Here is a 25,451-nt window from a genome sequence, read left to right on the forward strand (position 1 = left end):
GAGCATCACCCCGACGTGGGATTGGTCTCAGCAAACCGCAGTTGCTGTCACAAGCCTGCCTCGAGCGGCTGTCGGTACCATCAAAACCAACCGATGCCGGTACATCTATGTACGCGCCAGCCATATTCAGATGTGGTAGCATCTAGCACAGATAATGACTGAGGCTAGCAAAAAAACTATCCGCTCAGGAAGCGGAGTCATTGACATCGCCGTCCATCCCGAATCATGAATGAAGTTCAACTGGAGGTTGCGAAGGCATACCCGAACGACTCGGGTCGTGGTATCGCCCGACTCGATCCGGACACGCTGTTGCATCTGAAGCTGAGTCCGGGCGACATTATCGAAATCGAAGGCGCGGACACCACCGCCGCGAAGGTGTGGCGCGCCGACCGGCAGGACTGGAACACGGATACAGTCCGTATCGACGGCTTCACCCGGCAGAACGCCGACGTGGGGATCGGCGAGCGGGTGACGATCCGGAAAGCGGAAGCCACGAAGGCGGACAAGCTCGTTCTCGCCCCACCGGAGGAGGCGTCGGTCCAGTTCGGTTCCGACGCGGCTGGCATGGTCAAACGCCAGATCTTGAAACGGCCGGTCGTCGGTCGCGACATCGTCCCCGTGATGAGTTCGACGAACCACCCGTTTATGCGCTCACCCGGGCAGGCAATTCCGCTGATCGCCGTCGAAACCGAACCCGAGGGCGTCGTCCTCATCACCGAGGACACCGACGTCGAACTCCGCGAGGAGCCGATCAGCGGCTTCGAGAAGACCGGTGGCGGCATTACCTACGAGGACATCGGTGGCCTCCAAGGAGAGATCCAACGCGTGCGGGAGATGGTCGAACTCCCGATGAAACACCCACAGATCTTCAAGAAGTTGGGGATCGAGCCGCCACAGGGTGTCTTGCTCCACGGCCCACCTGGTACGGGGAAGACGCTGCTGGCGAAAGCGGTCGCCAACGAGACCTCCGCGAGTTTCTTCTCCATTGCGGGGCCGGAGATCATCTCGAAGTACTACGGCGAGTCCGAACAACAGCTTCGGGAGATCTTCGAGGACGCAAGCGAGGAGTCGCCGTCGATCATCTTCATCGACGAACTCGATTCGATCGCACCGAAACGCGAAGACGTCACCGGCGAGGTCGAACGCCGTGTCGTCGCCCAGTTGCTGACGATGATGGACGGCCTCGAGGCACGGGGTCAGGTCATCGTCATCGCAGCGACCAACCGCGTCGATTCGGTCGACCCCGCGCTGCGTCGACCCGGCCGGTTCGACCGTGAGATCGAAATCGGTGTGCCCGACGAGGTGGGTCGCGAGGAGATCCTCCAGATCCACACGCGCGGGATGCCACTGTCGGATGACGTCAACCTCGGCCATCTGGCCGACGAGACCCACGGCTTCGTCGGGGCGGACATCGAGTCGCTCACGAAAGAGGCGGCGATGAAGGCGCTCCGACGGTACTTACCGGAGATCGACCTCGACGAGGAGGATATCCCGCCGAGCCTGATCGACCGGATGATCGTCAAGCGCCAGGACTTCCGTGGCGCACTCAACGAGGTCGAACCTTCGGCGATGCGGGAGGTGCTCGTCGAACTCCCGAAGATCTCTTGGGACGACGTCGGCGGTCTCCACGACGCCAAAGAGCAAGTCCAAGAGTCCGTCGAGTGGCCACTGAACAACCCCGAGCGGTTCAGCCGGCTGGGCGTCGATCCGCCATCCGGCGTCTTGCTGTACGGCCCGCCGGGCACCGGGAAGACCCTCATGGCGAAAGCCGTCGCCAACGAGACCAACGCGAATTTCATCTCGGTGCGTGGCCCACAACTGCTCAGCAAGTGGGTCGGCGAATCGGAGAAGGCCATCCGACAGACCTTCCGCAAGGCGCGGCAAGTCTCGCCGACGGTGATCTTCTTCGACGAACTCGACGCGCTCGCACCCGGCCGAGGCGGCGAAGTCGGCTCGAACGTCTCCGAGCGGGTCGTCAACCAGCTGCTGACCGAACTCGACGGGTTAGAGGAGATGGAGAACGTGATGGTCATCGGCGCGACGAACCGCCCGGACATGATCGACCCCGCACTGCTGCGCTCGGGTCGATTCGACCGCCTCGTCATGATCGGCGAACCCGACGTCGACGGCCGCGAGCGCATCCTCGATATCCACACGGAGGACACGCCGCTGGCCGCCGACGTCACGCTCCGTGAGATCGCCGAGATCACGGACGGCTACGTCGGCAGCGACCTCGAGTCGATCGCCCGAGAGGCGGCAATCGAGGCGCTGCGCGAAGACCACGAGGCCGACCTCGTCGAGATGCGTCACTTCCGACAGGCGATGGAGAACGTCCGGCCGACGATCACCGACGACATCCTCGAGTACTACGAGCAGATCGAAGAGGAGTTCAAAGGTGGCTCGAGCGGGCCGGACCCGACGGGACGCCGCGGAAGTCGGATCGGCTTCCAGTAGCCCTGCCGTGTCGGAAGCGGCGGGCACAGCGGCTTGAGACGGCAACGATCGCTCTCGAACCACGTGTTCTGTCACAGACTGTGCTGGTCGCCCCCGTTCGGGGAGTCCACGTCGAGTGTCGTGACAGTAGCCACTGATTACTGACCGGATACCTCGGGGTCGCGACGGGTCTCGAGCCGGGAGAGACAGCTACGAACCGGGTACAGCCGGTGTAAGCCGACCTTACGCAGAGTGAATGCGGTATAATTGTGTGCAACGTTCGCGCCGGTATATTTGCTCGGCCTGAGAATCGAAACTACCTTGAGTAGTTCGATGTCGAACCCTCCTTCAGCCCCGAACCGAGACCCGTCGGCAGCCCGTGAATCGGCGGTCGAACAGGACAGCGTGGACGGAACACTCGAGAAGGTCGCCCCAGCGCTCGCCGGTCCGATTCGGACGACCGGGTTCTGGGGGGCGATCATCCTGCCAATCCTGTACATTCCGGTGTTGATAACCGGCCTGTCGACCTCGTTCGAAGCGAGTGTCTTTCTTGGCTTACTCGTCTTGAATCTCGCTGCGCTGTACGTCGGGCATGCACATCGCCAGTAGCTTCGGGAACGAGTTGCGTTGGTGACTCAGTCGCTCGAGCGACGCCACCCGACCCGTCCGAACGCGTCACGTAACGCCTCGCGCTTGACGAGGACGAAGCCGACGGCGATGAGTCCGAAGCCGACGGCAGTCGTCGCATCGATGACTTCGCCCAGATAGAGCCACCCGACCAGCGCGGCGAAGATCGGCGCAACGTATGAAACCATGTTGATCTCGACGGCACCGAGGCGCTCGAGGAGATCGAAATACAACAGGAAGCCGAGCGCGCTCGCGACGACCGCGAGATAGCCGAGTGCGCCGAGCGCTTCGGGATGGACCCACGCTGTGGGCTCGAGTGGCTCGCGCAGTGCCAGACTCACGCCGTGCATCAGGACGGCACCACCGAGCATCGACCATGCCTCCATCGTCTCGATCGGCAACGAGGTCTCGGCCCGACGGGTGAGGACGCTCCCGAGTGCGAACGCGGCCGCCGCACAGAAGACCAAGAGCGTGGCAACGACGTCTGCAGCGAGCAGGTTCGACGGGTCTGGTCGGGCGATCACGCCGACGCCAACCAGCCCGATGAGTAAGCCACCGACCCCAAGCGGCGACAGCGCGTCGGATGGGACGAGCACCCGAGCGAACCCGGTCGTCAGGACCGGTGAGAGACTTACGACGATCGCGGCCGCCGCTGCCGTGGTGTTCTGTTGGCCGATGAACAAGAAGACGTGATAGGCCGCAATCAACAGCGTTGCGCCGACGGCGACCAGCCCCCACTCAGCACGGCCTCGCGGGTACCAGTCGTCGACGGCGTAGGCCGCGTAGGCGAGCATGAGTATCCCGGCGATATCGTATCGGAGGGCCGCAAACAACACAGGTGGGAAGTGCTCGAGACCGGCACTGATCGCGACGAACGCCGTTCCCCAGATCGCAGCGAGTGCCAGAAAGAGCCCGAGATTTCGATAGCGACGCACACCGAACGTCTCGTCAGTCGACGCCTACGTGTTTCGGTTTGGAATCGCAAAACGCTCGTCGCACAGACGGCTGTGTCGCGACGGTCGGACCCCCGAACAGAGAGGCCGACAGGATGCGGTGTTCGAACCCGTTTACTGATGAACAGGCGCAACGCCTCGCTGTTCACCATAGACACCCTCACCAGCAGCATCGTGAATTAGGTTCGGCGTCTACTGTTCAGCGTGGGGAGGACGTCAAAGCGAGGACTGCTGGCGGAGTTTCGGATCGTCTTCGGTCTGTTTGAACTGCTCTAACAGTGGTTTGATATCGTCGAACCCGTTGGACAGGACGATATCTCCGCTTCGCAGATCGTACTCGATGATGCCGTGATCTGCGAGTCGAGGAAGGTGATTGTGGACCAGTGAGATATAGAGGCGCTGTTTGCGCTCCGAGTCGACCTGCGATGGCTGGGTGTCGTGTTCCCACGCGGCGAGCTGGCTGACGACGTCCTCGAGATTCGCGCCTCGGTGGGTCGCCAGTTCGTAGAGCAGGTATCGGCGTTCCGACTCTGCGAGGAGAGAACAGGCTGCTTCCATCCGAGTGGCGGTTGCGTCGTTCATACCCGCTCAACGAACGCCGTCATATTACACCTGCTGCCAACACAGATTGGGTCTCCTCGCTGAACGATCGATCACGGCTCATCGAGAATATCCGCACACCGGTCGACACAGACGATCTATGTCCAGCTTCCCGCCAAAGGGGTTGCTGGAACTGCGATCGAACGACGCCCGTTTTGGTCTTCATTTGCAACTCGTTAGCATGCACAAAACAGTTAAGTGTCATAGACAACTACCGATTATCATGGCCGCTCACGGCCGGTCCGCACTGCGGGACCTGTTCGACGAGTCGCCCACACCGCACATCGCCCATCCCCCGCGGACCCATCATCGTGACTTCTACGTCGCTACCGATGGGTCGTTCCGGGAGTCGGGCGGTGGGCTGGGCGCCGTTATCGAAACGCGCGACGGCACCCGTGTTGCCCGCGTCGCAACCACGGACATGCCGCCTGACAACAACGTCGCCGAGTATCGCGCACTCCATCTCGGCCTCGACGTACTGGCTGCTCGTGCCCCTCAAGACGCCCGCGTTGGTGTCCTTATCGACCACGACGAACTCGCCAGCAACGTCAACAGCACGATCCTCGCGACGAACCATCCCGACGGAAAACCGCCACGCCCCGTCTCTATCCCTGCCGCGACACGGTATCACTGGCGGGGTATTCTGGCCCGACTCCACGGCTTCGGCGAGGTTCGGGCCGCACGCATCGATAGCGACCAAAACCCCGCTCACCCGCTCGCGAACACGCCCGACCGCTACCAGCACGTCAATCAGGAGCCAAACCGCTGTGTGCTCCCCGAAATGCCGGAGCCGTCGGCAGCACGGGCCCAGTTCCCGCCGCCGTCCCGTGCCGACCGCAACACCGGCGGCCGCGCTTCGGACTGACCGCGCGGTGGGACGCGGTTCCCAGTGACGGACGCGACCGGAACCGCCACCGTTATTTCGTCGTTCGGAAGATGCATACTCGATGAGCCTCCGCGTCGCCGTTGCTGCGCCGTTTCTCCAGAACGGCACCCAGCGACTGCAGGAAAACGAGTTCGTCGTCGCGCTCTCACTCGACCGGGACTGGTTTTCGCCCGACCAGTCAAAACGCCTGATCGATATCGCGACACAGGAGGGGCTCCTTGAGCGAGTCGATGGGACCCTCGAGGCGACGTTCGACACGGCCGACGTGACGGTCCACGAGGAGTTCGTTCCCGGCGAGGAACTCCTACAGGAACGCTCCGCGTTCGAACGCGTCCTCGAGAGCCTCGTCGCCGAAGGCGTCGAGAAACACGAGGCCGTCGGCGCGATCAACACGCTCCAGCAGGAACTCGGGGTGACGATCGAAGTCGCCGCCGTCGTCTACGCTCGCCGGGAAGGTGTCGACATCTCCGATCTGCTCCCCGTCGCCCGCTCGACGCTCCGTGATGACGGGCAAGCCGAAGGGCGTTAGTTGCCGGCCGACCGACCACGCGTATGGTCGAGGAACGGATCACCGATGGCCGCCGGATCGCCGAACTACTTGCGTCTGAACTCGACGGCCGCGAGGACGGAGTCCTCGAGTCGGTTCAGGTCACGAACGCCGACCGCGACGTCGAGCCGACGGTCGACGGCGAGCGCGCATACGACGTCACGTTCTCCGATGAGCGAATCGCCCGGGTGTTCGTCCACGACGACCGGGCTCGCCTCGAGTTCGAGGCCGGACAGGACGTCGCCGCCGAGACAGCCGAGGAGTTGGAACTTCGCGTGCGACCGAAGGCGACCGAGCCGCCTCGGACGCTCGTCTTCGTCGAACACGGCGCGGCCGCCAAGCGAGGATCGGACGTGGTGCAGGCAGTGTGTCGCTCGCTGCAGACCGACTCGAGCGAGTAACGCGCCGCAAAACAGCCCGTTTCGTTCTTATCGTGTCTCGAGTGTCCCAACGACGTCAGGAATCCGCTCGCCGACGGCCGCCTGCTCGACGTGGGCGGTGGCCCGCGGGTCGGGGTTGGGGCCGTCCTCGAGCAGCACCTGCACGGCCTCGAGGCCGGCGTTCGTCGCGCCGTAGATGTCGGCCTCGACCTCGTCGCCGATGTAGACGGCCTCGTCGGGGGCGACGTCGAGTTCGCCGACGATCGCATCGAACGCACGCCGGTCCGGTTTGCCGGCCTCGAGTTCGCCGGTGACGAGCGCAGCGTCGAAGGCTCGTTCCCAGCCGAGCGTCGACAGTTTGTCCCGCTGGGCGCGAACGGGACCGTTGGTGAGCAGTCCGACGCGATACTCCGCTTTGAGATCCTCGAGCATGGCTTCGACGCCGGGTAACGGCTCGAGCGTCTCGGCGATCGTCTGCCGGTAGGCGTCGGCGACGGCGGCCGGCTCGGCGTCGGTCTCCCGGCCCTCGAGCAGGTCGGCGAAAATCGGTTCTCTGGTCTCGCGCGTGAGATTGCGCCGATGGGCCTCGAGATACGCCTCGCGTGTCAGCGGTGGCGCACCGGCAGTGGCGGCTGCCTCCTGCAGAATTGTGGTTCGGTCCTGTGTGGGCACGGCGAGTGTGTAATCGAGGTCGAAGACGACCGCCCGTGGCATAGCAGTCACAGGGGGCTCGAGCAGATTGAAACTATCCCTTTTCGATGGCGTCGAAACCTGCTCGAAAACGGACGGAAAATCGTTCGGCCGATCGCTGCAGGTCAGTCGTCGCTTGGGTGGGCCGACGGCTCGCTGTCGCCTTCGAGCAACGGAACGACGGCGGCTTCGATCCTGTCCGAGTACTGCATGAGCGTGGTTCCAAGGATGCTCATGAACAGGACGTAGCCGACAGCGAACGCGTAGATGTCGTCCGCGACGCCTTCAGCGAGTCCGATGCCAGCGCCAGCGAGTGCGATACTCGCAATGATGAGCGAGAACTCGCCACGGGTGGTCATCCCGAGTCCGACCCGGAGCGATCGGCGTTCGTCGAGGTCGTAGATCCGCCCACCGAGGTAGCCACTGACCAGCTTTGTCGGAGTGGTCAGTAGGACGGCCGCCGCGATGAGCCACAGGACGTCGAGAAACAGCGTCGGATCGGTGATCAGCCCGATCCAAAAGAAAAACACGGCTGCGAAGGTGTCACGGAGCGGCTCGAGCAAGTTTTCTAAGTCGTGGACGTGTGCCGTTGAGGAGAATGCCATCCCGACGAAGAACGCGGCCACAGCTTCACTGACCCCCAGCGAGAGTGCTGCCCCCGAAATGAGGACTGTAATGCCGAGCGCTCGCAGGACGGTGAACTCGTTGGAGTCGGTTTCCAGACTGCGCTGAAACCACGCCGTCCCCAGATAGACTAACAGCAGCAAGACGATAATGAAGCCGACGGCGATCCCGATCTGACCCAGCGCCTCGCCGACGTCACCGCCGCCGAGAACGAGTGCCGACGCAATCGCCAGATAGACCGCGATAAACAGGTCTTCATAAACCAACGTCCCGAGCATCGGGTTCGACTCGTCGTTTGCGATCCAGCCCAGATCGATCAAGGATTTCGTGATGATCGCACTCGAGGAGATGTAGACGACCCCCGCAGTGAGAAAGGCTGGGAGAAAGGAACCAAAGAGGACGTAGCCAAGGACCAGCCCGGCACCGAAATTGATCACGAGATCGACGGTCCCGGCCTTCCCGATCTGTTCTTTGGCGGCGATGAGCCGATCGAGATTGAACTCGAGACCGAGGAAGAACAACAGGAGGACGATCCCAAGCTCGGCACCCACATAGATGAAGTCGGTCTCGAGCAGGGCGAGCTCGGCACCGTGTGGGACGAGATCCGTCCCGAGCAGCGCCGGGAAGTCGATTCGTCCGAGAACGTACTCCCCGAGAACCATGCCGATGACGATGTAAAACGGTATCACCGACTGATTGATCCGGTTTGCCAACAGTCCAGCAAGGGCAACAGCAGCGAAGAGCACACCGACGTCGAGTAGTGCGGTTTCACCAGCCACTGTCGGCCACCTCCACCGTCGTCATTCCAGCCATGGATTAGTCCAATCCCGACCCGTCGTCGCCGCTAAGCAGCGTTTTGAACTGTTCGAGGTCCTCGTTCGTCCCGACAGCGATGATCGTGTCTCCCTCGTCGAGACGTTTTTCAGGTTCTGACGCCGGAATCACGTCCTCGCCGCGCTGGACGGCGACGATAGCGACATGGATTCGGCCATCCGCAAGCACCTCGGCGAGGGACCGTCCCTCGAGCGGGGAGTCCGCCGGCACGTCGAACCATTCGATGTTGGTTCCGTCCCCCAGCGTCGTCGCCTTGTCCTCTGTCTTGATCGGCTGGAAGTACGCCCCCTCGAGGATGGTTCCGACCGTCCGAGCGAGCTGGTCGGACAGTTCGAACAGCCGCTCTGAGTCGGCATCGTCGTCCGCTTTCAGGAACACGTCACGCCTGCCCGTGTTGTGGGTGACGATGACGAGCGTCTTGCCGTCCTCGAGGTCGATTTCAAACTTCTTCCCGACGCCAGGAAGGTCGGTTTCGGTAATCGGCATACGTCAGTGGCTCTCGCAGTCCCTATTAAAACAATGCCTGGTTGCTCGCTCGAGCCCCGTCGCTCGGCGTCGCTTCCGTGTCACAGCGGAGAGACGCGGCCCAGCTTTCGATACTGTTAATCCACTTCGACAGAACGACCCCAACGAATGGTTTCCGAGGCAGTCCTTACTGTCGATCTCGCGATTATCCTGCTCGCGGCGACACTTGTCGGATTTATTGCAAAGCAGACGGGCCAGCCGACGGTCATCGCCTACATCATTACGGGAGTGATCCTGGGACCGGCAGCCCTCGGCATCGTTGAAGTCACCGAGATGACGGAACTGCTCTCCGAGTTGGGGCTTGCGTTCTTGCTGTTCTTGCTCGGGATCAAGATGCGACTCGACGAGATTCGTCACGTCCTCGTCCCGATCGTCAAAATATCGATTCCACAGATGGCGGCGGTTGCCATCGTTAGCATGGGTGTTTCGATGGCACTCGGCTTTAGCCTCCTCGAGGCGTTTATTATCGGGCTCGCGCTGATGTACAGCTCGACGGCAGTCGTCATCAAGATGTTGACTGATAAGGACGACGCGACCTCTCTACACGGCAAAATCGACGTCGGGGTGTTGCTCGTCCAGGACGTCGTCGTCGTTATTCTGCTGGCCGTGCTGGCAGCCGGTCGACCCGACGATGTGGCCGAGATCGCGACGACGCTGGCCGTCGTGCTCACGCTGGTTGCGATCATTACCGTCGCCGCGATCGGGGCCTCTCGCTACCTGTTGCCGGTCGTCTTCCGCCGGATCGCGGACAACAAGGAGGTCTTTTTCCTGATCGCCATCTCGTGGGCGTTCATCTTCGTATTCGTCTCCGACAACATCAACCTCTTTCTCGCACCGCTTGGCATCGAGGCCTACATGTCTATCGAGATGGGCGCGTTCTTGGCCGGGTTGGCGATCGCCCAACTCCCCTACAGCAAGGAGCTCAAAGACCGTGTTAACCCGCTGACTGACCTGTTCGTCATGGTGTTTTTCGTCACGGTCGCACTGGACCTTGAGCCGAGTCAGTTGCTTGCCTACTCACAGGAAGCCGTCATCGCCGCGCTGGTGTTGATGCCCGCCAAATTCGTCATCTTCTTCCTGCTGATCGACTGGCAACAGTTCAGCCTCGAGACGACGTTTCTGGGCAGCATCAACATGATGCAGATCAGCGAGTTCGGAATCATCGTCACCGCCGTCGCCGTCGAAGGTGGCTTCGTCGGCGCGGAGGTGCTCGGCTTCGTCACCTTACTCGCGCTGTTCACGATGAGCGCGTCGGTGTATTTCATCGAGTACAACCGCCAGCTGTTCGCCCGCCTCAGACCGGCGCTCTCGCGGTGGGACACCGATGACGAGTTCGAGGGAGGCGGCCGAGAATACCGCGACCACGCCGTCGTTATCGGCTACGACGAGGTCACTCGTCGCGCCCTCCCGATCCTCGCCGCCCACTACGACGATGTTATCGTCGTCGACCGGACGGTCGAACACATCGAAGCGCTCGATGATGAGGGGTATGACACGCTGTACGGTGATTTCCGAAATTCGACGATCCGGAAGGACGCGGCCCTGAAAAAGGCCGACTTCGTCCTCTCGTCGTCGGTCGAACCTGCAGTGAGTAAAGCGCTCCTCAGAGAGGCCGGCGAGGACGCGACCGTCTTCGTCGAGGCCGAGCAAATCGATGACGCACACGACCTCTACGACCACGGTGCCCACTGTGTAATCATGAGCGACCACCTCGCTGCCGAACGACTCGCGGAATCGCTCGAGACGTATCTCGAAGACGAGGAGACGCTGATGGAAGCCATCGAGGACGACCTCGAGCTGTTGCACCGCTCGGTGACGTTCCCGAATGCGATCGACCACACTGGAGGTGAGGTCGATGACTGACCTACTCACCGCAGTTTCGATAATTTTCATCATCGCCGGCCCGTTCTTGCTGGTAGCAAACCGATTCAAACTGCCGACAGTCCCGCTGTTAATTCTCGCAGGGATCATCGCGGGCCTGTTCATCGACGAAGGGGCGACGCTGGAACTTGCTCAGTACGGGATCGCCCTGCTCGTGTTCTCCTTTGGCCTCAGTATCCAGTTCTCCGCCGTTCGGACGGTGTTTGCCGACAGCGAAGTCGCTGCGGTCGGGCAGGTGTTCGTGATTGGCACACTCGGAGTCGGCTCCGGGCTCGTCCTTGGGGTTCCGCTCGCGGAATCGATCTACCTCGGAATCGCTGCGGCGCTTTCATCGACGATCGTTGGAACCGCACTGCTCGATACGGAGATTCGACGGAATCTCGTTCACGGCCGACTCGCCAAATCGATCCACTTCATTCAGGATCTGCTCGCGATCGTCTTCCTGCTCGTGTTGGGTGCCGGCACACTCGCCGCAGACCCGATCGCGGCCCAACTCGGCTACGGGCTCGCGTTGCTCGCCGCTGCCGTGCTCGTCAACCGATACCTGTTCGACATGATCGGGCGGTTTGCCGGCGGCTCGGACGAGTTGATGATCATCAGTGTCATCTCACTGCTCGTGGTGTTCGTCGGCGCAGCCGAAAGCGCTGGCATCTCCATCGTCGTCGGGGCGTTCGCTGCCGGCCTCGCGGTCCGTCACGAGCCCACGGAGTATCTCGGCCTGTTTAACGGCCTCGAGTCGATCAAGGACTTCTTTGTCGCGATCTTCTTCCTTACGGTCGGCGCGCTCGTGGCGTTTCCGACCCTCGAGAAGCTCCTCATCGTCGCTGTCCTCGTGGTTCTGACGGGGGTCGTGAAACCAGCGGTCGCGACAGCGATTCTGATGTACAAGGGGTATGAGGCACGGTCGGCAACGCTGACCAGTTTGAGCACTGACCAAGTCAGCGAGTTCGCACTCATCATCGCGATCGAAGCGTTGCTGTTGGGCTTGCTCTCTCAGTTGGTATTCGATGCGATCATCTTCGCCGCGGCCGTGACGATGATCACCTCGAGTGTGAGCCAACGCTATGACGAACGAATCCACCGGGGGCTGGCAAGCCGTGGCTTGCTCAGGGGCACCTACGGCAAAATCGACGAGTGGAGTGCGGTCCCCGAAACGATCTCAGATCACGTCATCATCGCCGGATACGGTCGGCAAGGACGGTTCCTAGCCGAGACCTGTGAGCGGCTCGGACAGCCGTACGTCGTGATCGAGAACGATCCGGTTCGCCGGCGCACAGTCGAATCCGAGTGTGCGGCGTTCGTCTTTGGCGATGCAATGGAGTCGTACACTTGGGAGAAAGCGAACGCCGAGGAGGCCAAACTCATCGTCTCGACGGTCGATTCCGAGCCCGTTTCCAGGCGTCTCCTCTCACTTGAGTTTTCGGCGGACGTTATCCTACGGGAAAGCGACCGAACGACGGCACTGGATCTGTTCGAGGCAGGTGCACTGTACGTCAGTGTCTCGGAACTGCTCGCCGGGCAACGGCTGTCCCAACAGCTCCAAGACGTGTTAGACGGTAAGCTGACGCCTGCGGAACTTCGCGACGAACAGCTGACCGACCTCAGGCCACGCACCGACGCGGTCTCCCACCGCCAGCGCTAGGGGCTGCGTTCGTCACGTTCGGAGACTGGACCGTCAGCGTCGGTGACCCGTCGCGGAACGCGACAAACGGTTGATTGATACTGTCGGACAGAAGTCAGTAAGAAGTCAATCGCGAATTCGCGGCCGTCACTCTCGGGACGGCCGCAGTAGAGCGATCGATCTTCGAATAGTTCTGTCCGACAGTATGACCACTGGCGGATCGCAACACAACGAGGAGACAGCCGAAGCCGTCTCCGGTCACTCCGTGTCGCCCCACCGACCGCGACTCGCGAATCCATGTCGCTCGAGGGCGTCGAAGTAGTCGAGATGGTCGTCTTTGAGCGTCTCCGTGTCGGTCTTGTTGGTTCCAATGGCGTAGACGAGTTCTGTGAGGTGATCTCCGGCGAGCACGTTCGGAACGCTCACGTAGGTCGCACCCTGCTCGAGTAGCGCCGTCGCTTCGGCCGCGGTTTCCGATCGCAGTATCACGTCCGCGTCGGTTTCGACCTCGAGGACGGCCTCGGAGACGGGACGGTGGTCGACAGTCGAGACGACCAGCGACGCCTCACTGACGCGAGCTTTCGTCCACGGATAGGTGGACAGGGCATCGCCGAACACGTAGTTGTGACACTCCGAGCGCACGTCGTCCCAGAGCACGGGGTCGTTATCCATGACGACGTACTCGCGGCCGAGGCGTTCACAGGTTTCGACGACGCGACGTCCCTGCCGGCCATAGCCGACGATGACGATATGATCCTCGAGGTCGTCGTCGACCGCACTCCGTTCGTCGATCTTGCGCGTCTGTCGTCCGGCGACGAGCCGCTCGATAAGCGACCGATAGACCGGCTCCTCGTACCGTCTGGCAACCGATGTCAGGATCATCGTCGCAGCAGCCGCGAGGATGATCGCATCGAAAAGCGTCTCGGAGATGCTTCCGAGCAACAGCGCCTGAATCGCGACCACGAGCGACAGTTCGCTGATCTGGTTGAGACTCGTACTCGAGAGGAACGCGGTTCTGGCGTCGTACCCCTCGTAAACGAACGCGAGCATGAGCACGAGCGGGTTGGCAACCAACACGAGGACTGCGAGCGTAAGCGCCACCACGAGCACGCTGGCACTGGGTATCGACACGAGTGCGCCGAGCGTGACGAAGAAGATTGCGACAAAGAAGTCACGAATGGATGCGATCCCGTTTTGAACGCCGAGCGCGGAGACGTCGTCTCCCCGAATCGCGATCCCAGCGGCGAACGCTCCGACGACGATCGAGACGCCGGCGAGTTCGGCCCCTGCAATGAACCCGATAAGGATCGAGATACTCCCCATCATCACGAGTTCGTCCGAGCCACCGGCAAGTCGGACGAGCAGCGGGAATCCGTGTCGGTAGATCAAAAGCGCCACGAGCAGGAAGATCACGCCGTAGCCGATCTTCGAGGTCACGAGCGTCGACGTGTACTGCTCGGCCGAGAGAACGACGATCAGGCCGATCGCGAGCAGATCGTCGAAGAAATGAACTGAGGAGGCGAGTCGGCCATGGACGAGGTTGCTCCGAATCTCTTGCTCGAGTTCGCGTGCGCCGACGATGGTCGAACTCAGCGTGGCGGCGATCGCGAAGTAGACCGCGTTCTCGAGGCCGAAGCCGAACACGAGATGGGCCACGCCGAACGCGATCGGGCCGACGACGAGGAGCTGTGTGACGGCTGCCGTCTCGGCGTCTCTGAGCACCGACTCAACGGAACTGAAGTCCGTCCGGAAGCCGAACGTGAACACCAGAAACGCGATCCCCCACTGGGCAAGCTCGATAAGCTGTGGCTCCGCGACAATCGTGCCGGTGACCAGCCCCGCCAGTAGATAAAACGGGATCGGCGAGAGCGAGAACTGATTGGCGATCAGCAGGAACACACCAGCTGTCACAAAGACGACCGCGAGTGCAGTGATCAGGTCAGTCATCGCCATCACCTCCCGGGCCGGTCCGCCGACGCTGGCGATCGGTCGGATCACTGCGTGCACGCTCGGTGATCCGTTCGATGTCACGTTCGACTGCTTCGTCGAACGATGCCGGGTCGGAGATGTACCACTCGAGGTACTCGCTCAGCTTTTCGGCGGTCAGGTAGGTACTCATGATCACGTATGCTGCGCCGCGGTCGTAGAGTTCGCGTGCGTCGTCGATCCGCTCGGCCTCGACGAAGACGGTCGCATCGTCACTCACCTCATTGAGCAGCGCCTTGTTCACGTCCAACTGAACGGTCGAACTCAGGACGAACGAGGCGTTTTTCAGATTTGACTCCTTACGAATCTCGCCGTGACGGAAATCGCCGTAGATATAGTCGTACCGCCCTTCCTCCTCGAGTTCCTCGATATGGTCCGTCTGGCGGTCGATGATGACGACGTCCCCGTACTCTTCCTCGAGCAACGGCAACACCTGCTGGGTGACCTCGTCGTAGCCGATGGCAATGGCGTGGTCGTCGTACGATTTCAGATCGATATCGGTTTTCGATTCGGACTCGAAGCGGCTGAACCACGGCTTCGATCTGGCGTAGAGCGTGTGGTTGTAGTTGATGATGTACGTCGAGACGCTCATCGTCATGAGTGCCATCAGACTCAGATAGCCGAGGACGTCCGTGTCGATGTAGCCCTGCTGGACTGCAAGCGCACCGACGACCAGCGAGAACTCACTGACCTGAACCATGTTGATCGCCCCGAGGAAGGAGGTTTCGACGCTGAAATCCTCCCGGTCGATCAGATAGAACATGATCCAGAAGTTGCCGACCATCAACACCACCGAGGCGACGATCGCCTCGAGCCAGTAGGCAAGCAGGTCGTCGGCCGCGAGTCGCAGCCCGATGCTGGCGAAGAACACGAGGATAAAGAAGTCCGTGATCGGCGTAATTCGATCCTCGAGTTCCTTGCTGTAGGGCAACTGGGCGAGGCTGATGCCGGCGAGGAAGGCCCCGACCTCGAGGGAGAGATCGAACTGTTCGGAGACGGCAATAAAGAGGAAGGCCCACGCGATGGAGACGACGAGGAAGACGTCCTTGTTGTCCGCGATCCGGCGGAACAGTTTCGGCAGGAGATACCGCGAGGAGGCAATCGAGAAGACACCGATAAACGTCATCATGACGGCGATGACGCCGAGTGTGGTCGCAATCTCGCTTGCGCTGCCGAGTTCGTCGGCACCGAGCAAGGCGAGGATGATGACGAGATAGATGTCCTGAACGATGAGGACGCCGACGTCGATCTTGCCCGGTAGTGCGGTGATCTCGTCTTTGTCGGTCAGGATCTTGACGATAATCGGCGTCGCGCCGAAGACGGTCGCCAACGCGATGATGACGACTTCCGTGGGATCGAACCCGAGCGCCCACGCGACTGCGAGTGCGAGTGCCGTCTGGAGGATCGTCTGCCAGACGGCGATGTTGATGATCGGGCGTAAAATCTCCCGAATGTCGTCGAATCGCATCTTCATCCCGAGCAAAAAGAGCAAGAATCCGAGCCCGAGTTCGGCCATGCTCTCGACGAGGCCCTCCTCGGTGACGATGTCAAACATCACCGGGCCGAGGATCAGCCCTGTCAGAATGTAGGCGATGATCGTGGGCTGGCCCGTCTGGCGGGCGATCAGGCCGACGATCGTCGCGACGACGATAATAATCGCAAAGTCAGCCGCGAGGGCAATTTCACTCATCAGTGAGTAGTTCACTCATGCATAGGTTCACTGCTGTTGTTATAGGTTGTCTTCTCCGTTCGGAACCGCTCGCACGTCGTGAGCGCTTAGACGGACTACTGGCGGCACGGCCACCGATCCCGCCGCCCGTGATCGGGTCACAGCCCGTCTCAGTCGGCCAACCCCTCGATCAGAAACGTCGCGGACGCAAGATTCGTCGCCAGTGCGGTGTCGTGGACGTCACAGATCCGCAACAGCGCGGAGATGTCGGGCTCGTGGGGCTGGGCGCGCAGTGGGTCTCGAAGGAAGACGATCCCATCGAGTTTGTTTTCGGCGACCTCCGACCCGATCATCAGGTCCCCACCGAGCGGCCCCGACTCCTTGCGCTCGACCTCGAGGTCGGTTGTCTCCATCAGTCGCTTGCCGGTCGTCCCGGTTGCGATCAGGTCGTACGCAGCCAACTGCGTTTCGTGTGCCTGTGCAAACTCGAGGAGGTCCGGCTTCTTCTCGTCGTGGGCGATGAGTGCGACGCGAGTCATATCGGATCGTTGATCGCCGGAACGATAACTGTGTGTGATGTGACCAGTCCCCATGTACTTGTTCTCGACCGGAGCCGAACGTTTTTCGTGGCTGCTCGCTCGACCACTTGCCATGACAGCTTTCGAGCCCAGTGCCCATCACGTCGGTATCACCGTCAGCGACCTCGAGGAAACCCTGCCGTTTTACCGGGACGTCATCGGCCTCGAGGTCGTCGATCGGTTCAGCGTCGGCGGTGAGGCCTTCTCCGATGCCGTCGGCGTCGAGGGCGCACGCGGTGAGTTCGCCCACCTCGAGGCGGACGGATGCCGGATCGAACTCGTCGAGTACGAGCCACAAGCGCGGGGCGTGTCTGCAGCAGGGCTCAACCAGCCCGGCGCGACACACGTCGGCCTCGCTGTCGACGACCTCGAGGCCGTCGCCGACGCGTTGCCGGACGACGTCCCGATCATCAGCGGACCGCGGACGACCGAAAGCGGAACGACAGTCATGTTCGTGCGAGATCCCGAATCGAACCTGCTCGAACTGCTCGAGTTCTGATCCAGTCGGTGTGCACACGGGGAGAGAAACGATAGGACCGGCTTACGGCCCGTTGGCGGACGACCGCAGCGTCGAGCGGACTTCTTCGACGGTGTCCTCGCAGTGTGAACACGTCTGCTTTTCTGAGTCGATGTAGACGGTCCCACACGACGAACACTGAAAGAGATTTCCGGGTGCGTCCGGGTCCGCCGTCCGCTCGGCTGGTTCCGTCGACTCGACGTCAGCGTCGTCTGCCACCGGTTCGTCGCCGGTGAACAACGTCGACCGGATGCGTGCACGGAGCCGAGCGAGTGGCGAGTTGGATTTCCCGTCGGTTCGAGTAGCCATACTGTAGTCGTCGGCTAGATTACCGAAGTAGTTGCTGTCTAAAATATTTGGTCGATGCAATAGCGTCTCACGCACACCTCGACACGGAACCGACGGACGGCTCCCCGCTGCCCTCGCATTTGCCCACCGATTCTCGTCCCGTCGCCCTCGAGACACACACCAACCGGGATAGCAACCTTTTCGACCGTCGGGAAGCCACTCGCTCGCATGAACTTCTTCGATCGCTTGCACGACCGCATTCGGACGGTCGACAGCGTCGTCAGCGTCGGCCTTGATCCCGACCCATCGCGTATTCCCGACCACCTGCAGGACCATGACCTCCCACGGTGGGCGTTCAACCGCCGGATCATCGACACCACTCACGAACACGCAGCCGTCTACAAACCCAACGCCGCCTTCTACGAGGACCCCGACGGCTGGCGGGCGCTCGAGGAAACGATCGCCTACGCTCACGGCAAGGACGTCCCCGTCTTGCTCGACGCGAAACGAGCCGACATCGGGAACACGACCCGCCAGTACGCCGAGATGCTCGAGACCGTCGACGCGATCACGGTCAACCCGTATATGGGCCGGGACTCGCTGCAGCCGTTTCTCGCAGACGAGAAGTCAGGCGTCTTCATCCTCTGTCGAACCTCGAACCCCGGCGGTGCGGACATTCAGGACCTCGAACTCGAGACGGGCGAACCCGTCTACGAGCGCGTGGCCGCGCTGGCGGATCTCTGGAACGACAACGACAACGTCGGCCTCGTCGTCGGCGCGACAAAACCCGAAGAACTCGAGGAGTTGCGCGAACAGGTACCCGACCTGCCCTTCCTCGTGCCCGGTGTCGGCGCACAGGGCGGCGATGCCGAAGCCGCAGTCGAATACGGCCTCGCAGACGGCGTCGGACTGGTCAACTCCTCGCGCGGGATCATCTTTGCCGGCGAGGACCGCGGCGAGGAGTTCGCGAAAGCGAGCGGGCAGGCCGCAAAGCGGCTGAAAAACCGGCTGAACCAGTATCGAGCGTAAACGGACGCTGCGTCGCACTCAGACGAACTCCTGTTCGTCGGTGTCGGCGGAACTGCAGGATAGTCGTTGGTACACCGCACGCTGGGATACCAGTCCGTCTCAGGCGACCGAACTGAAGCGAACGAACACGATGACTGTCAGTAGTGCTGCGCCGACGAGCATTCCGAGGAGGACCTTCGTTTCGTCTCTCATGCGATCGGGCAGGCGTGTCCGTGTCACTGTCAGTCGTTTTGCTCGCGGCCAGCCGCGACGACGCGACCCGCGATCCGTCCGTCGACGACGCGATCGAGGAGTTCGACCGCGACTGGTTCCGTCGGCGGTCGCTCCTCGAGTCGCTCGAGGCCCTCGACGACGGCGATATCCATCGGACTCGCGTCGTTGGGGTGGTCGGCGACGAGGCGGCCGTCACGTTCCTCGAGCGTGAGGTAAACTCGATCACCGATCGCGAGTGACTCGCCCAGCAGGTCACGAATAGACGTCACGGTTAGAGTCGAGTGATGTCTACGTCGTCCGACTGTCGACTCGGGTCCGCCTGTGCGAAGCAGTCGGTACACAGCCCCTTCGTCTCGTTGTAGTGAACCGTACAGACGAGCGCACCACAGTTTTGACACTGCTCTTCGGCGGGCCGTGACTCACAGACTTGACAGAGGCCGCTCACGCTCATACCCACAGTAGGGCCTCGAATCCCTTGAAACCGGGGCTGGAACTGCACCGATGGAGTCGGCTCGAGACAGTCTATTGTGTGCTATGTTCACAATCCACGGGAAGGCTTTTGCCATGTGGCGAACTACCGGGGCACATGAGCCGTGACCGGGCTCTTCTCAAGCGAGCCCTGGACCGTGGCGAACAGAACGGTGGCAACGTCGAATTCAAGGAGCGACTCTCACGTGATGTCCACCTCGAGGGCGGACGACGGGAGAGTCTGGCCGCACAACTGCGCCACCGACTGCTCTCCGGCGATGGCGAGGCGACCTATGTCGTTGGTGTAACGGACGACGGCGGCATCGCCGGCATCGACCCTGACACGTTCTCGGAGACGATGGATGTCCTCTCGTTGCTCGCCGAGGAAGCCGACGCCCATATCGACGACGTCCAGACATGGGGGATCAACGGCGAATCGAAGCCACTCGAGTCCGAATCGGACTGGGAAGCAGGGAGCCACAGCCGTGGCCTCGTTGGTATCGCGATGATTCAAGAGGGTGGCGTCCTCGAGACGGACGACGAACACGTCGTCGTCGGCACGGCGGGTCACGTCGACCACGGCAAGAGTACACTCGTTGGATCGCTCATCACTGGCACGCCGGATGACGGCGACGGTGCCACACGCAGCTTCCTCGACGTCCAACCCCACGAGGTCGAACGGGGACTTTCGGCTGACCTCTCCTATGCCGTCTACGGCTTCGATGAGGATGGCCCGGTCCGAGTCAGAAACCCGAACCGAAAGGCGGATCGAGCCGCGGTCGTCGAAAAAGCGGATCGGCTCGTCTCCTTCGTCGACACCGTCGGTCACGAGCCGTGGCTCCGGACGACCATTCGCGGCCTCGTCGGTCAGAAACTCGACTACGGGCTGCTCGTCGTCGCCGCCGACGACGGCCCGACCCGAACCACGCGCGAACACCTCGGCGTCTTGCTCGCAACGGAGCTGCCGACGCTTGTCGTGATCACGAAAACCGACACCGTCGACGACGAGCGCGTCGAGGAGGTCGAACGCGAGGTCGAGCGACTCCTGCGCGAGGTCGACAAATCGCCGCTGCGAGTCGCCCGTCACGGCGTCGACGCCGCGATCAACGAAATCGGCGAACGCGTCGTCCCGATCGTCGAAACGAGCGCAATCACAATGGACGGCCTCGAGACGCTCGACGAACTGTTCGATCGCCTCCCCAAAACGTCACAGGACACCGGCGAGTTCCGAATGTACGTCGACCGGAGCTACTCCGTGACCGGCGTCGGCGCGGTCGCCTCGGGAACGGTGATGTCCGGCGAGGTCGAAGCCGGCGACGAACTCTTGCTTGGGCCGATGCCCGACGGCCGTTTTCAGGAGGTCGAAGTCCGCTCGATCGAGATGCACTACCACCGTGTCGACAAGGCGCAGGCGGGTCGGATCGTCGGCATCGCCCTCAAAGGCGTCAAAGAGAGCGCCATCGACCGCGGCATGGTCCTCTTGCCACGCGACGCCGATCCCGACCCTGTCCGGGAGTTCGAGGCCGAAGTGATGGTGCTCAACCACCCCACTCGAATCGGCGAGGGGTACGAACCCGTCGTTCACCTCGAGACGATCGGCGAGGCTGCATCTTTCACTCCCGAAGACGGCCGTCTCCTGCCGGGCGATACCGGCGAGACGACGGTTCGGTTCAAGTTCCGCCCGTACCTCGTTGAGGAAGGTCAGAAGTTCGTCTTCCGCGAGGGCCACAGCAAGGGCGTTGGCACGGTAACCGACGTCTACCCGATCGAGTGACGCTGTCGCGTGTCCACGCCTCGTCGGGAAACTGGTTCGAATCGTCCGACTACAGATCGAACGACTCGACGAGCAGTTCCTCGTCCGTCTCGCCGTAGACGTACGTTGGGCCGCCGATGACATCGATCGTCACCTTCGCGGGCGCGAAGAGATCCGATGGCACTTCTGCGAACTCCCACTCGAGGTCGTCGAAGATCTCTCCGAACGGCCGGCCGTGGCCCTCGGCGGCCGTCGACGGCACCGAGTCGAAGACATCGGCGTCCTCACGGACCGTCAGGTGTGCCGTGCCGCCGTAGGCGATGGCGTCGTTCGTGCGCGCGATGGCAGTCTGCTCGTCGCCAGCGACCGGCGCGACCGGCGCTCGCCCCGTCGCCGAGACGATATCCATCGGATCGTAGCCAAGCTCGGAGAGGCGGAACGTCGCGAGTTCGGCCGTGCGAGCCGCGTTCGTAATGGACCCAACGTGGCTCGCGGTCGGATACGCAAGCAAGAAGACGCCGCTGGTCTCGACTTCAGCGAGGTCAGCGACCTGTTCGGCGGCGGCTTCGGTTGGGTCCTGATCCGTTTCGACAGCCAGCGCCGTCAGATCGAACGCGTCCGTGTACCCGACTTGTCGAAACTCCGACTCCTCGGCTACGAGCGCACGTGCGGGCCCGCTCCCAAGCCCCTCGAAATCCTCGGTCGTCAGCTCCCAGCCCGCCTTCTGCGAACAGAGCAGCGACAGCGCTGGCTGGTCCGTCGAGAGTTCGACGTACGGGATCGGCGCACCGCCGAGTTCGCCGAGGTCGTGACTTGGCGTTGCCATTCCCGCCGTCTGAATCTCCGTCAGCAACAGCCCTGCCTCGATCCCGCCGGCGAACTCGAGTCCGAAGTCGAGTACTGTCGCCTCGTTGTCGAGGTCGTAGCCACCGATGTTCAACTCCTCGGCGTACTCGAGGGCCTCGTCGACCAGCTCGATCGCCATCCGGTTGAGACTTTCCATAGCGGAGGGTTCATCCTCCGACCTAAAACAGTTTGTCAGTTCGAGTCCACAGAACCCACCACCGTCAGTCGAGGCCGACTTCAGGCCGCCACGTTGTAGCCCGCGTCCTCGATTGTCCCACTGATCGTCGCCACATCGACGCTCGTTTCGTCGTGTTCGACGGATACCTCGTCTGCCTCGTGGTCTGCCGTCGCCGACGTGACACCCTCGAGCGCCTCGAGCGCCTCGGTTACGTTCGCTTCACAGCCGTCACAGGCCATCCCAGTTACCTCGAGTGTTAGCTGTTTCATCGCCCGTCTCTCTGGTCTCGATGGACGTGAGCGTTCTGTTTTCGGAGAGATCAGACACTGCACACGGGTGTTCTCTGTGTGGGAGATGTCGCGTGGCTCTCGACAGTCGGCCACGCTCGATCACAGCAGTTATTTCGACGACTGTTCGTGTGTCGTGTACTCGTGGCTCTCAATCATGTTCCGTTTGCCGTCGTATTCGACGGCAGAGTCCTGTTGTACACCTGTCAGTTCCGAGGAACCGACCGGCAGCCGACCAGCACTGATGCTGATCGAGTGACGGGGGCGCAATGAGCAACGTCGTCAGATCACGACTTCAAGTGCAAGGGTGGAAAGGGTACACTGCACTCATCCTTCTGTGGCAGGTGACCGCAAGTATCTGTTTTTACTCAGTGTATGCGGTGACGCCGTTCATCCGTGATGAGTTTGGCATTTCTGCGACCTATATCGGCGTGATGATGACGACGCTGACACTCGGGTATACGCTCTTTTTGCTCCCGGTCGGGTCGATCATCGACGAGTACGGGGAGGATCGAGCGTTGGTCCTCGGATTGCTCGGCCTTGCCGTCGGTGCCGTTGGCGTAACAGCAGCACCGACGTATCTCACCTTGCTCGCGGCCGTGTTCATCCTTGGCGCGTTCTACGCGACGGCGATGCCGGGCACGAATAAGGCGGTTTTCAACGCGATTCCAGCCGATCGACTCAACACGTCGATGGGGATCAAGCAGGTGGGAGTGACTGCCGGAAGCGGGATCAGTGCCGTTCTCGTCCCGTGGTTCGGTGCCGCACACTTCGGCTGGGAAGTCGCGTTCTTGCTTGCGGCGGGTTGGGCAGTGATTATCAGCGTCGTCTTCTGGATGATCTATGATGCTGGCAGTCGCGGCGGCGACAGCGACCGGCACGGTATCCGCGGCCATCTCGCGAATCCGGAGTACGTGCTGTTGGCAGCTGCCGGATTCGCGCTTGGCGCAGGCCTGTTTACGACGATCGGCTACACCATCCTCTACGTCGATGAGAACGTCGGTGCAAGCGTCGTTCTCGCTGGTGTTACCCTTGCCGCCGCGCAGGTCTTTGGCAGCGCTGGCCGTATCGGATTCGGCTGGCTCGCCGATTATCTCTCGATGCCGCTGACCGCATCGACACTTCGTATCCTCTGTCTCCAAGCAGGTGCCTCAGCAGTCCTGTTCCTCGCAGTGACGTTCGTTGACAGCCCAACCGTCGCGCTCGTCCTCTTTTCCCTGCTCGGATTTTTCGTGCTCGGCTTCACTGGTGTCTACTACTCCTGTATTGGCTCGCTCGTTCCCACCGAAGAGATGGGAAGTGCGACCGCCGGTGGACAGATCGCGCTCAACTGCGGTGCCTTGCTCGCACCGCCCGCATTCGGCCTCATCGTCGATACTCGCAGCTACGAGGCGGCGTGGACGATGCTCGCGGGCGCGTCGTTCGTTGCCCTCGTGTTTCTCGTCGTTCTCCTCTGGCGAACACATAGGGACAACTGAAACGGTTTACACACGCCTCCGGATGTGTAAACCGTTTCAGTTGTTACGATCGTATAACACACCGCTCCCCAGCGCTCGAGCACCCTGTTGTCCCGCTGGCCACTGGCTCGCGCGCCGTACAGGATATCAACCGTTATGAACACAATGACAATAATACACGTATGGAGCTCATCCATACTGCAATCTGGGTCGACGATATCGACGCGACGAGAACCTTCTACTGCGATGTCCTCGGACTCGAGGAGACGTGGGGGTTTACGGCCGACGACGGCGTCGAAAACGTCTACATCGGCACCGCTGACGGTGCCGAGATCCAGTTCAAGCACGACCCCGACGGAGATACATCCGATCCAGTTGGCATCGACCACCTCGCACTCGGTGTCGATGACACTGACGACGTTTTCGACCGCGTCGTCTCGGAAACCGACTGTGATGTCCTCGAGGAGCCGACGACGATGGAGGCAATCGATCGGCGAGTTGCGTTCGTTCGTGATCCGAACGGCTACGTCGTCGAGTTCGTCGAACGCGTCTAGCTCCGGACTCGTTGCACTGCCAAATAATTTCTTTACCACTGCTAGCAAAATACAATTCCACAATAAACACTCAAAACACTTTCTCGTATACAAACATATGATGATTGATCATAGATCATGGTCAATCCAACATAGTTAAACCACGCAAGTGCAAGCATGTGAGTACATGGCAGATATGACGCAGCTGAATCGGCGTACTGTTCTTAAAGCAACTGGTGCAGCAGGAATCGCTGGTCTTGCTGGTTGTCTCGGCAGCGATGGTGAAACGGTCACGATCGGTGCCACCTCCGAAAACAGCTCGAGCCAGCAGGCGGCACAGGCGCTTGCACGTGCGGCAAACGAGCACAGCGAGGACGTGAACGTCTCGCCGCAGGTTACAAGCGGCTGGACCGCAAACCTCGACGAGTTCGACAACGATAACATCCCCGCGATGGCCGTCGACAACAACTCGCTGTCGAAGGCGATGAACGAAGAAGACCCCTTCGACGAGGACCCTGTCGACGACTTCCCGATGCAGGGATTCGTGTTCACGAGCCTCGAGATGTACTGGGTCGCCACTGAAGACTCGGGCATCGAATCGACCGCAGACATCGTGGACGGCGACTACGATATCTACCCGATCCAGCCCGGATTCGGTACCCGACTGCTGACCGAGGAGGTCATCGACCGAGCCGGTATGTGGGAACCGCTCGACGACGAGGGCCGAATCTACAACGGCGACACCGGCGACGTTGCTGGTGCGGTCGAGGAAGGCCGAGTGGACGCACTGTGTGTCTACGGCGCAAACGGCGTCGACCTCACCTCGTGGGCCGAAGAAGTCGACGTCCAAGCGGACCTGCAGGCGATCCCGATCCACGACGAGTTCGAAGAGGCAATCGACAACACGCCTGGCGCGCTGAAAACGGAGTTCGAGCCCTACGGCTGGAACCAGGACGTCACCGAAATCACAGACACCGTCACCAGCTGGGCACTCGGTGCACAGTGGGCGTTCGGCCCCGAAGCTGTCTCTTATACACATCTCTGAGCG

General features: G+C 61.5%; 26 protein-coding genes. 13 read left to right on the plus strand and 13 right to left on the minus strand.

Annotated features, from left to right (window positions below; genetic code table 11):
• Positions 1 to 225: 225 nt before the first annotated feature.
• Both C495_RS15935 and C495_RS15940 read left to right on the plus strand, forming a co-directional pair.
• Positions 226 to 2,454: a CDC48 family AAA ATPase gene (locus C495_RS15935; RefSeq protein WP_008164746.1), complete on the plus strand. Its 2,229-nt coding sequence runs from the start codon at positions 226 to 228 to the stop codon at positions 2,452 to 2,454.
• 312 nt (positions 2,455 to 2,766) lie between these two features.
• Positions 2,767 to 3,042, plus strand: coding sequence for a hypothetical protein (locus C495_RS15940; protein ID WP_008164747.1), 276 nt, complete (start codon positions 2,767 to 2,769; stop codon positions 3,040 to 3,042).
• A gap of 26 nt (positions 3,043 to 3,068) precedes the next feature.
• Here C495_RS15940 and C495_RS15945 read toward each other — a convergent pair whose 3' ends face one another.
• Both C495_RS15945 and C495_RS15950 read right to left on the minus strand, forming a co-directional pair.
• Positions 3,069 to 3,995 (minus strand): DMT family transporter, encoded by a 927-nt coding sequence (locus C495_RS15945; protein WP_008164749.1) that lies wholly within the window; start codon positions 3,993 to 3,995, stop codon positions 3,069 to 3,071.
• Between the two features lie 234 nt (positions 3,996 to 4,229).
• Complete coding sequence (locus C495_RS15950) at positions 4,230 to 4,595, minus strand: DUF7344 domain-containing protein (RefSeq protein ID WP_008164751.1); 366 nt, start codon at positions 4,593 to 4,595, stop codon at positions 4,230 to 4,232.
• Positions 4,596 to 4,836: 241 nt separating this feature from the next.
• On the opposite strand from C495_RS15950, the gene C495_RS15955 reads away from it, so the two are divergent.
• The 3 genes from C495_RS15955 (at position 4,837) to C495_RS15965 (ending at position 6,447) form a co-directional block, all read left to right on the plus strand.
• Positions 4,837 to 5,478, plus strand: coding sequence for a ribonuclease H family protein (locus C495_RS15955; RefSeq protein WP_008164752.1), 642 nt, complete (start codon positions 4,837 to 4,839; stop codon positions 5,476 to 5,478).
• 82 nt (positions 5,479 to 5,560) lie between these two features.
• The gene (locus C495_RS15960; protein WP_008164753.1) at positions 5,561 to 6,028 is read left to right on the plus strand and encodes a DUF2240 family protein; all 468 of its coding nucleotides are present in this window, start codon (positions 5,561 to 5,563) and stop codon (positions 6,026 to 6,028) included.
• Between the two features lie 23 nt (positions 6,029 to 6,051).
• A complete protein-coding gene (locus C495_RS15965) occupies positions 6,052 to 6,447 on the plus strand; it encodes a hypothetical protein (protein ID WP_008164754.1) in 396 nt (131 codons plus the stop codon).
• A gap of 27 nt (positions 6,448 to 6,474) precedes the next feature.
• On the opposite strand, the gene C495_RS15970 is transcribed toward C495_RS15965, so the two are convergent.
• The 3 genes from C495_RS15970 to C495_RS15980 form a co-directional block, all read right to left on the minus strand.
• Positions 6,475 to 7,140 carry an HAD family hydrolase gene (locus C495_RS15970; protein WP_008164756.1) on the minus strand — a complete coding sequence of 222 codons (666 nt, stop codon included), beginning with the start codon at positions 7,138 to 7,140 and terminating at the stop codon, positions 6,475 to 6,477.
• Between the two features lie 101 nt (positions 7,141 to 7,241).
• Entirely contained in the window at positions 7,242 to 8,519 is a 1,278-nt protein-coding gene (locus C495_RS15975) for a cation:proton antiporter (protein ID WP_008164757.1), read from the minus strand.
• A gap of 37 nt (positions 8,520 to 8,556) precedes the next feature.
• Complete coding sequence (locus C495_RS15980; protein WP_008164760.1) at positions 8,557 to 9,060, minus strand: cation:proton antiporter regulatory subunit; 504 nt, start codon at positions 9,058 to 9,060, stop codon at positions 8,557 to 8,559.
• Positions 9,061 to 9,207: 147 nt separating this feature from the next.
• On the opposite strand from C495_RS15980, the gene C495_RS15985 reads away from it, so the two are divergent.
• Together C495_RS15985 and C495_RS15990 are read left to right on the plus strand one after the other, a co-directional pair.
• On the plus strand, positions 9,208 to 10,962 hold the full coding sequence (locus C495_RS15985; RefSeq protein WP_008164761.1) for a cation:proton antiporter: 1,755 nt from the start codon (positions 9,208 to 9,210) through the stop codon (positions 10,960 to 10,962).
• Positions 10,955 to 12,622 (plus strand): cation:proton antiporter, encoded by a 1,668-nt coding sequence (locus C495_RS15990; RefSeq protein WP_008164764.1) that lies wholly within the window; start codon positions 10,955 to 10,957, stop codon positions 12,620 to 12,622. The genes C495_RS15985 and C495_RS15990 overlap by 8 nt, the downstream gene beginning before the upstream one ends.
• 237 nt (positions 12,623 to 12,859) lie before the next feature.
• Here the strand turns inward: C495_RS15990 and C495_RS15995 are convergent, their stop codons facing one another.
• The 3 genes from C495_RS15995 to C495_RS16005 form a co-directional block, all read right to left on the minus strand.
• Positions 12,860 to 14,554, minus strand: coding sequence for a cation:proton antiporter (locus C495_RS15995; RefSeq protein WP_083902501.1), 1,695 nt, complete (start codon positions 14,552 to 14,554; stop codon positions 12,860 to 12,862).
• Entirely contained in the window at positions 14,541 to 16,277 is a 1,737-nt protein-coding gene (locus C495_RS16000; RefSeq protein WP_008164768.1) for a cation:proton antiporter, read from the minus strand. Before C495_RS16000 ends, C495_RS15995 begins: the two co-directional genes overlap by 14 nt.
• A gap of 149 nt (positions 16,278 to 16,426) precedes the next feature.
• Entirely contained in the window at positions 16,427 to 16,795 is a 369-nt protein-coding gene (locus tag C495_RS16005) for a methylglyoxal synthase (protein ID WP_049890395.1), read from the minus strand.
• A 112-nt stretch (positions 16,796 to 16,907) separates the two neighbouring features.
• Between C495_RS16005 and C495_RS16010 the strand changes: the two genes are divergently transcribed.
• Positions 16,908 to 17,333, plus strand: a complete 426-nt coding sequence (locus tag C495_RS16010; protein ID WP_008164772.1) for a VOC family protein — start codon at positions 16,908 to 16,910, stop codon at positions 17,331 to 17,333.
• Between the two features lie 42 nt (positions 17,334 to 17,375).
• Here the strand turns inward: C495_RS16010 and C495_RS16015 are convergent, their stop codons facing one another.
• On the minus strand, positions 17,376 to 17,660 hold the full coding sequence (locus C495_RS16015; protein ID WP_008164774.1) for a hypothetical protein: 285 nt from the start codon (positions 17,658 to 17,660) through the stop codon (positions 17,376 to 17,378).
• A 207-nt stretch (positions 17,661 to 17,867) separates the two neighbouring features.
• Between C495_RS16015 and pyrF the strand changes: the two genes are divergently transcribed.
• Positions 17,868 to 18,668: an orotidine-5'-phosphate decarboxylase gene (gene pyrF / locus C495_RS16020; protein WP_008164776.1), complete on the plus strand. Its 801-nt coding sequence runs from the start codon at positions 17,868 to 17,870 to the stop codon at positions 18,666 to 18,668.
• Positions 18,669 to 18,889: 221 nt separating this feature from the next.
• Here pyrF and C495_RS16025 read toward each other — a convergent pair whose 3' ends face one another.
• Entirely contained in the window at positions 18,890 to 19,150 is a 261-nt protein-coding gene (locus C495_RS16025) for a hypothetical protein (RefSeq protein WP_008164778.1), read from the minus strand.
• Positions 19,151 to 19,152: 2 nt separating this feature from the next.
• On the minus strand, positions 19,153 to 19,332 hold the full coding sequence (locus C495_RS16030; RefSeq protein WP_008164781.1) for a hypothetical protein: 180 nt from the start codon (positions 19,330 to 19,332) through the stop codon (positions 19,153 to 19,155).
• Positions 19,333 to 19,467: 135 nt separating this feature from the next.
• Between C495_RS16030 and C495_RS16035 the strand changes: the two genes are divergently transcribed.
• Positions 19,468 to 21,123 (plus strand): GTPBP1 family GTP-binding protein, encoded by a 1,656-nt coding sequence (locus C495_RS16035; protein ID WP_008164783.1) that lies wholly within the window; start codon positions 19,468 to 19,470, stop codon positions 21,121 to 21,123.
• A gap of 49 nt (positions 21,124 to 21,172) precedes the next feature.
• Here C495_RS16035 and mch read toward each other — a convergent pair whose 3' ends face one another.
• Together mch and C495_RS16045 are read right to left on the minus strand one after the other, a co-directional pair.
• Complete coding sequence (mch, locus tag C495_RS16040; protein ID WP_008164785.1) at positions 21,173 to 22,105, minus strand: methenyltetrahydromethanopterin cyclohydrolase; 933 nt, start codon at positions 22,103 to 22,105, stop codon at positions 21,173 to 21,175.
• 80 nt (positions 22,106 to 22,185) lie between these two features.
• Positions 22,186 to 22,395, minus strand: coding sequence for a heavy-metal-associated domain-containing protein (locus C495_RS16045; RefSeq protein WP_008164787.1), 210 nt, complete (start codon positions 22,393 to 22,395; stop codon positions 22,186 to 22,188).
• Between the two features lie 287 nt (positions 22,396 to 22,682).
• Between C495_RS16045 and C495_RS16050 the strand changes: the two genes are divergently transcribed.
• The 3 genes from C495_RS16050 to C495_RS16060 all read left to right on the plus strand — a co-directional run bounded on the left by C495_RS16050 (position 22,683) and on the right by C495_RS16060 (position 25,448).
• Complete coding sequence (locus C495_RS16050) at positions 22,683 to 23,891, plus strand: MFS transporter (RefSeq protein ID WP_008164789.1); 1,209 nt, start codon at positions 22,683 to 22,685, stop codon at positions 23,889 to 23,891.
• Positions 23,892 to 24,052: 161 nt separating this feature from the next.
• Positions 24,053 to 24,424, plus strand: coding sequence for a VOC family protein (locus C495_RS16055; protein ID WP_008164791.1), 372 nt, complete (start codon positions 24,053 to 24,055; stop codon positions 24,422 to 24,424).
• Between the two features lie 166 nt (positions 24,425 to 24,590).
• Positions 24,591 to 25,448 carry a TAXI family TRAP transporter solute-binding subunit gene (locus tag C495_RS16060; RefSeq protein WP_008164793.1) on the plus strand — a complete coding sequence of 286 codons (858 nt, stop codon included), beginning with the start codon at positions 24,591 to 24,593 and terminating at the stop codon, positions 25,446 to 25,448.
• Positions 25,449 to 25,451 lie beyond the last annotated feature (3 nt).

The sequence above is a fragment of the Natronorubrum sulfidifaciens JCM 14089 genome, assembly GCF_000337735.1.
Taxonomy (GTDB): domain Archaea; phylum Halobacteriota; class Halobacteria; order Halobacteriales; family Natrialbaceae; genus Natronorubrum; species Natronorubrum sulfidifaciens.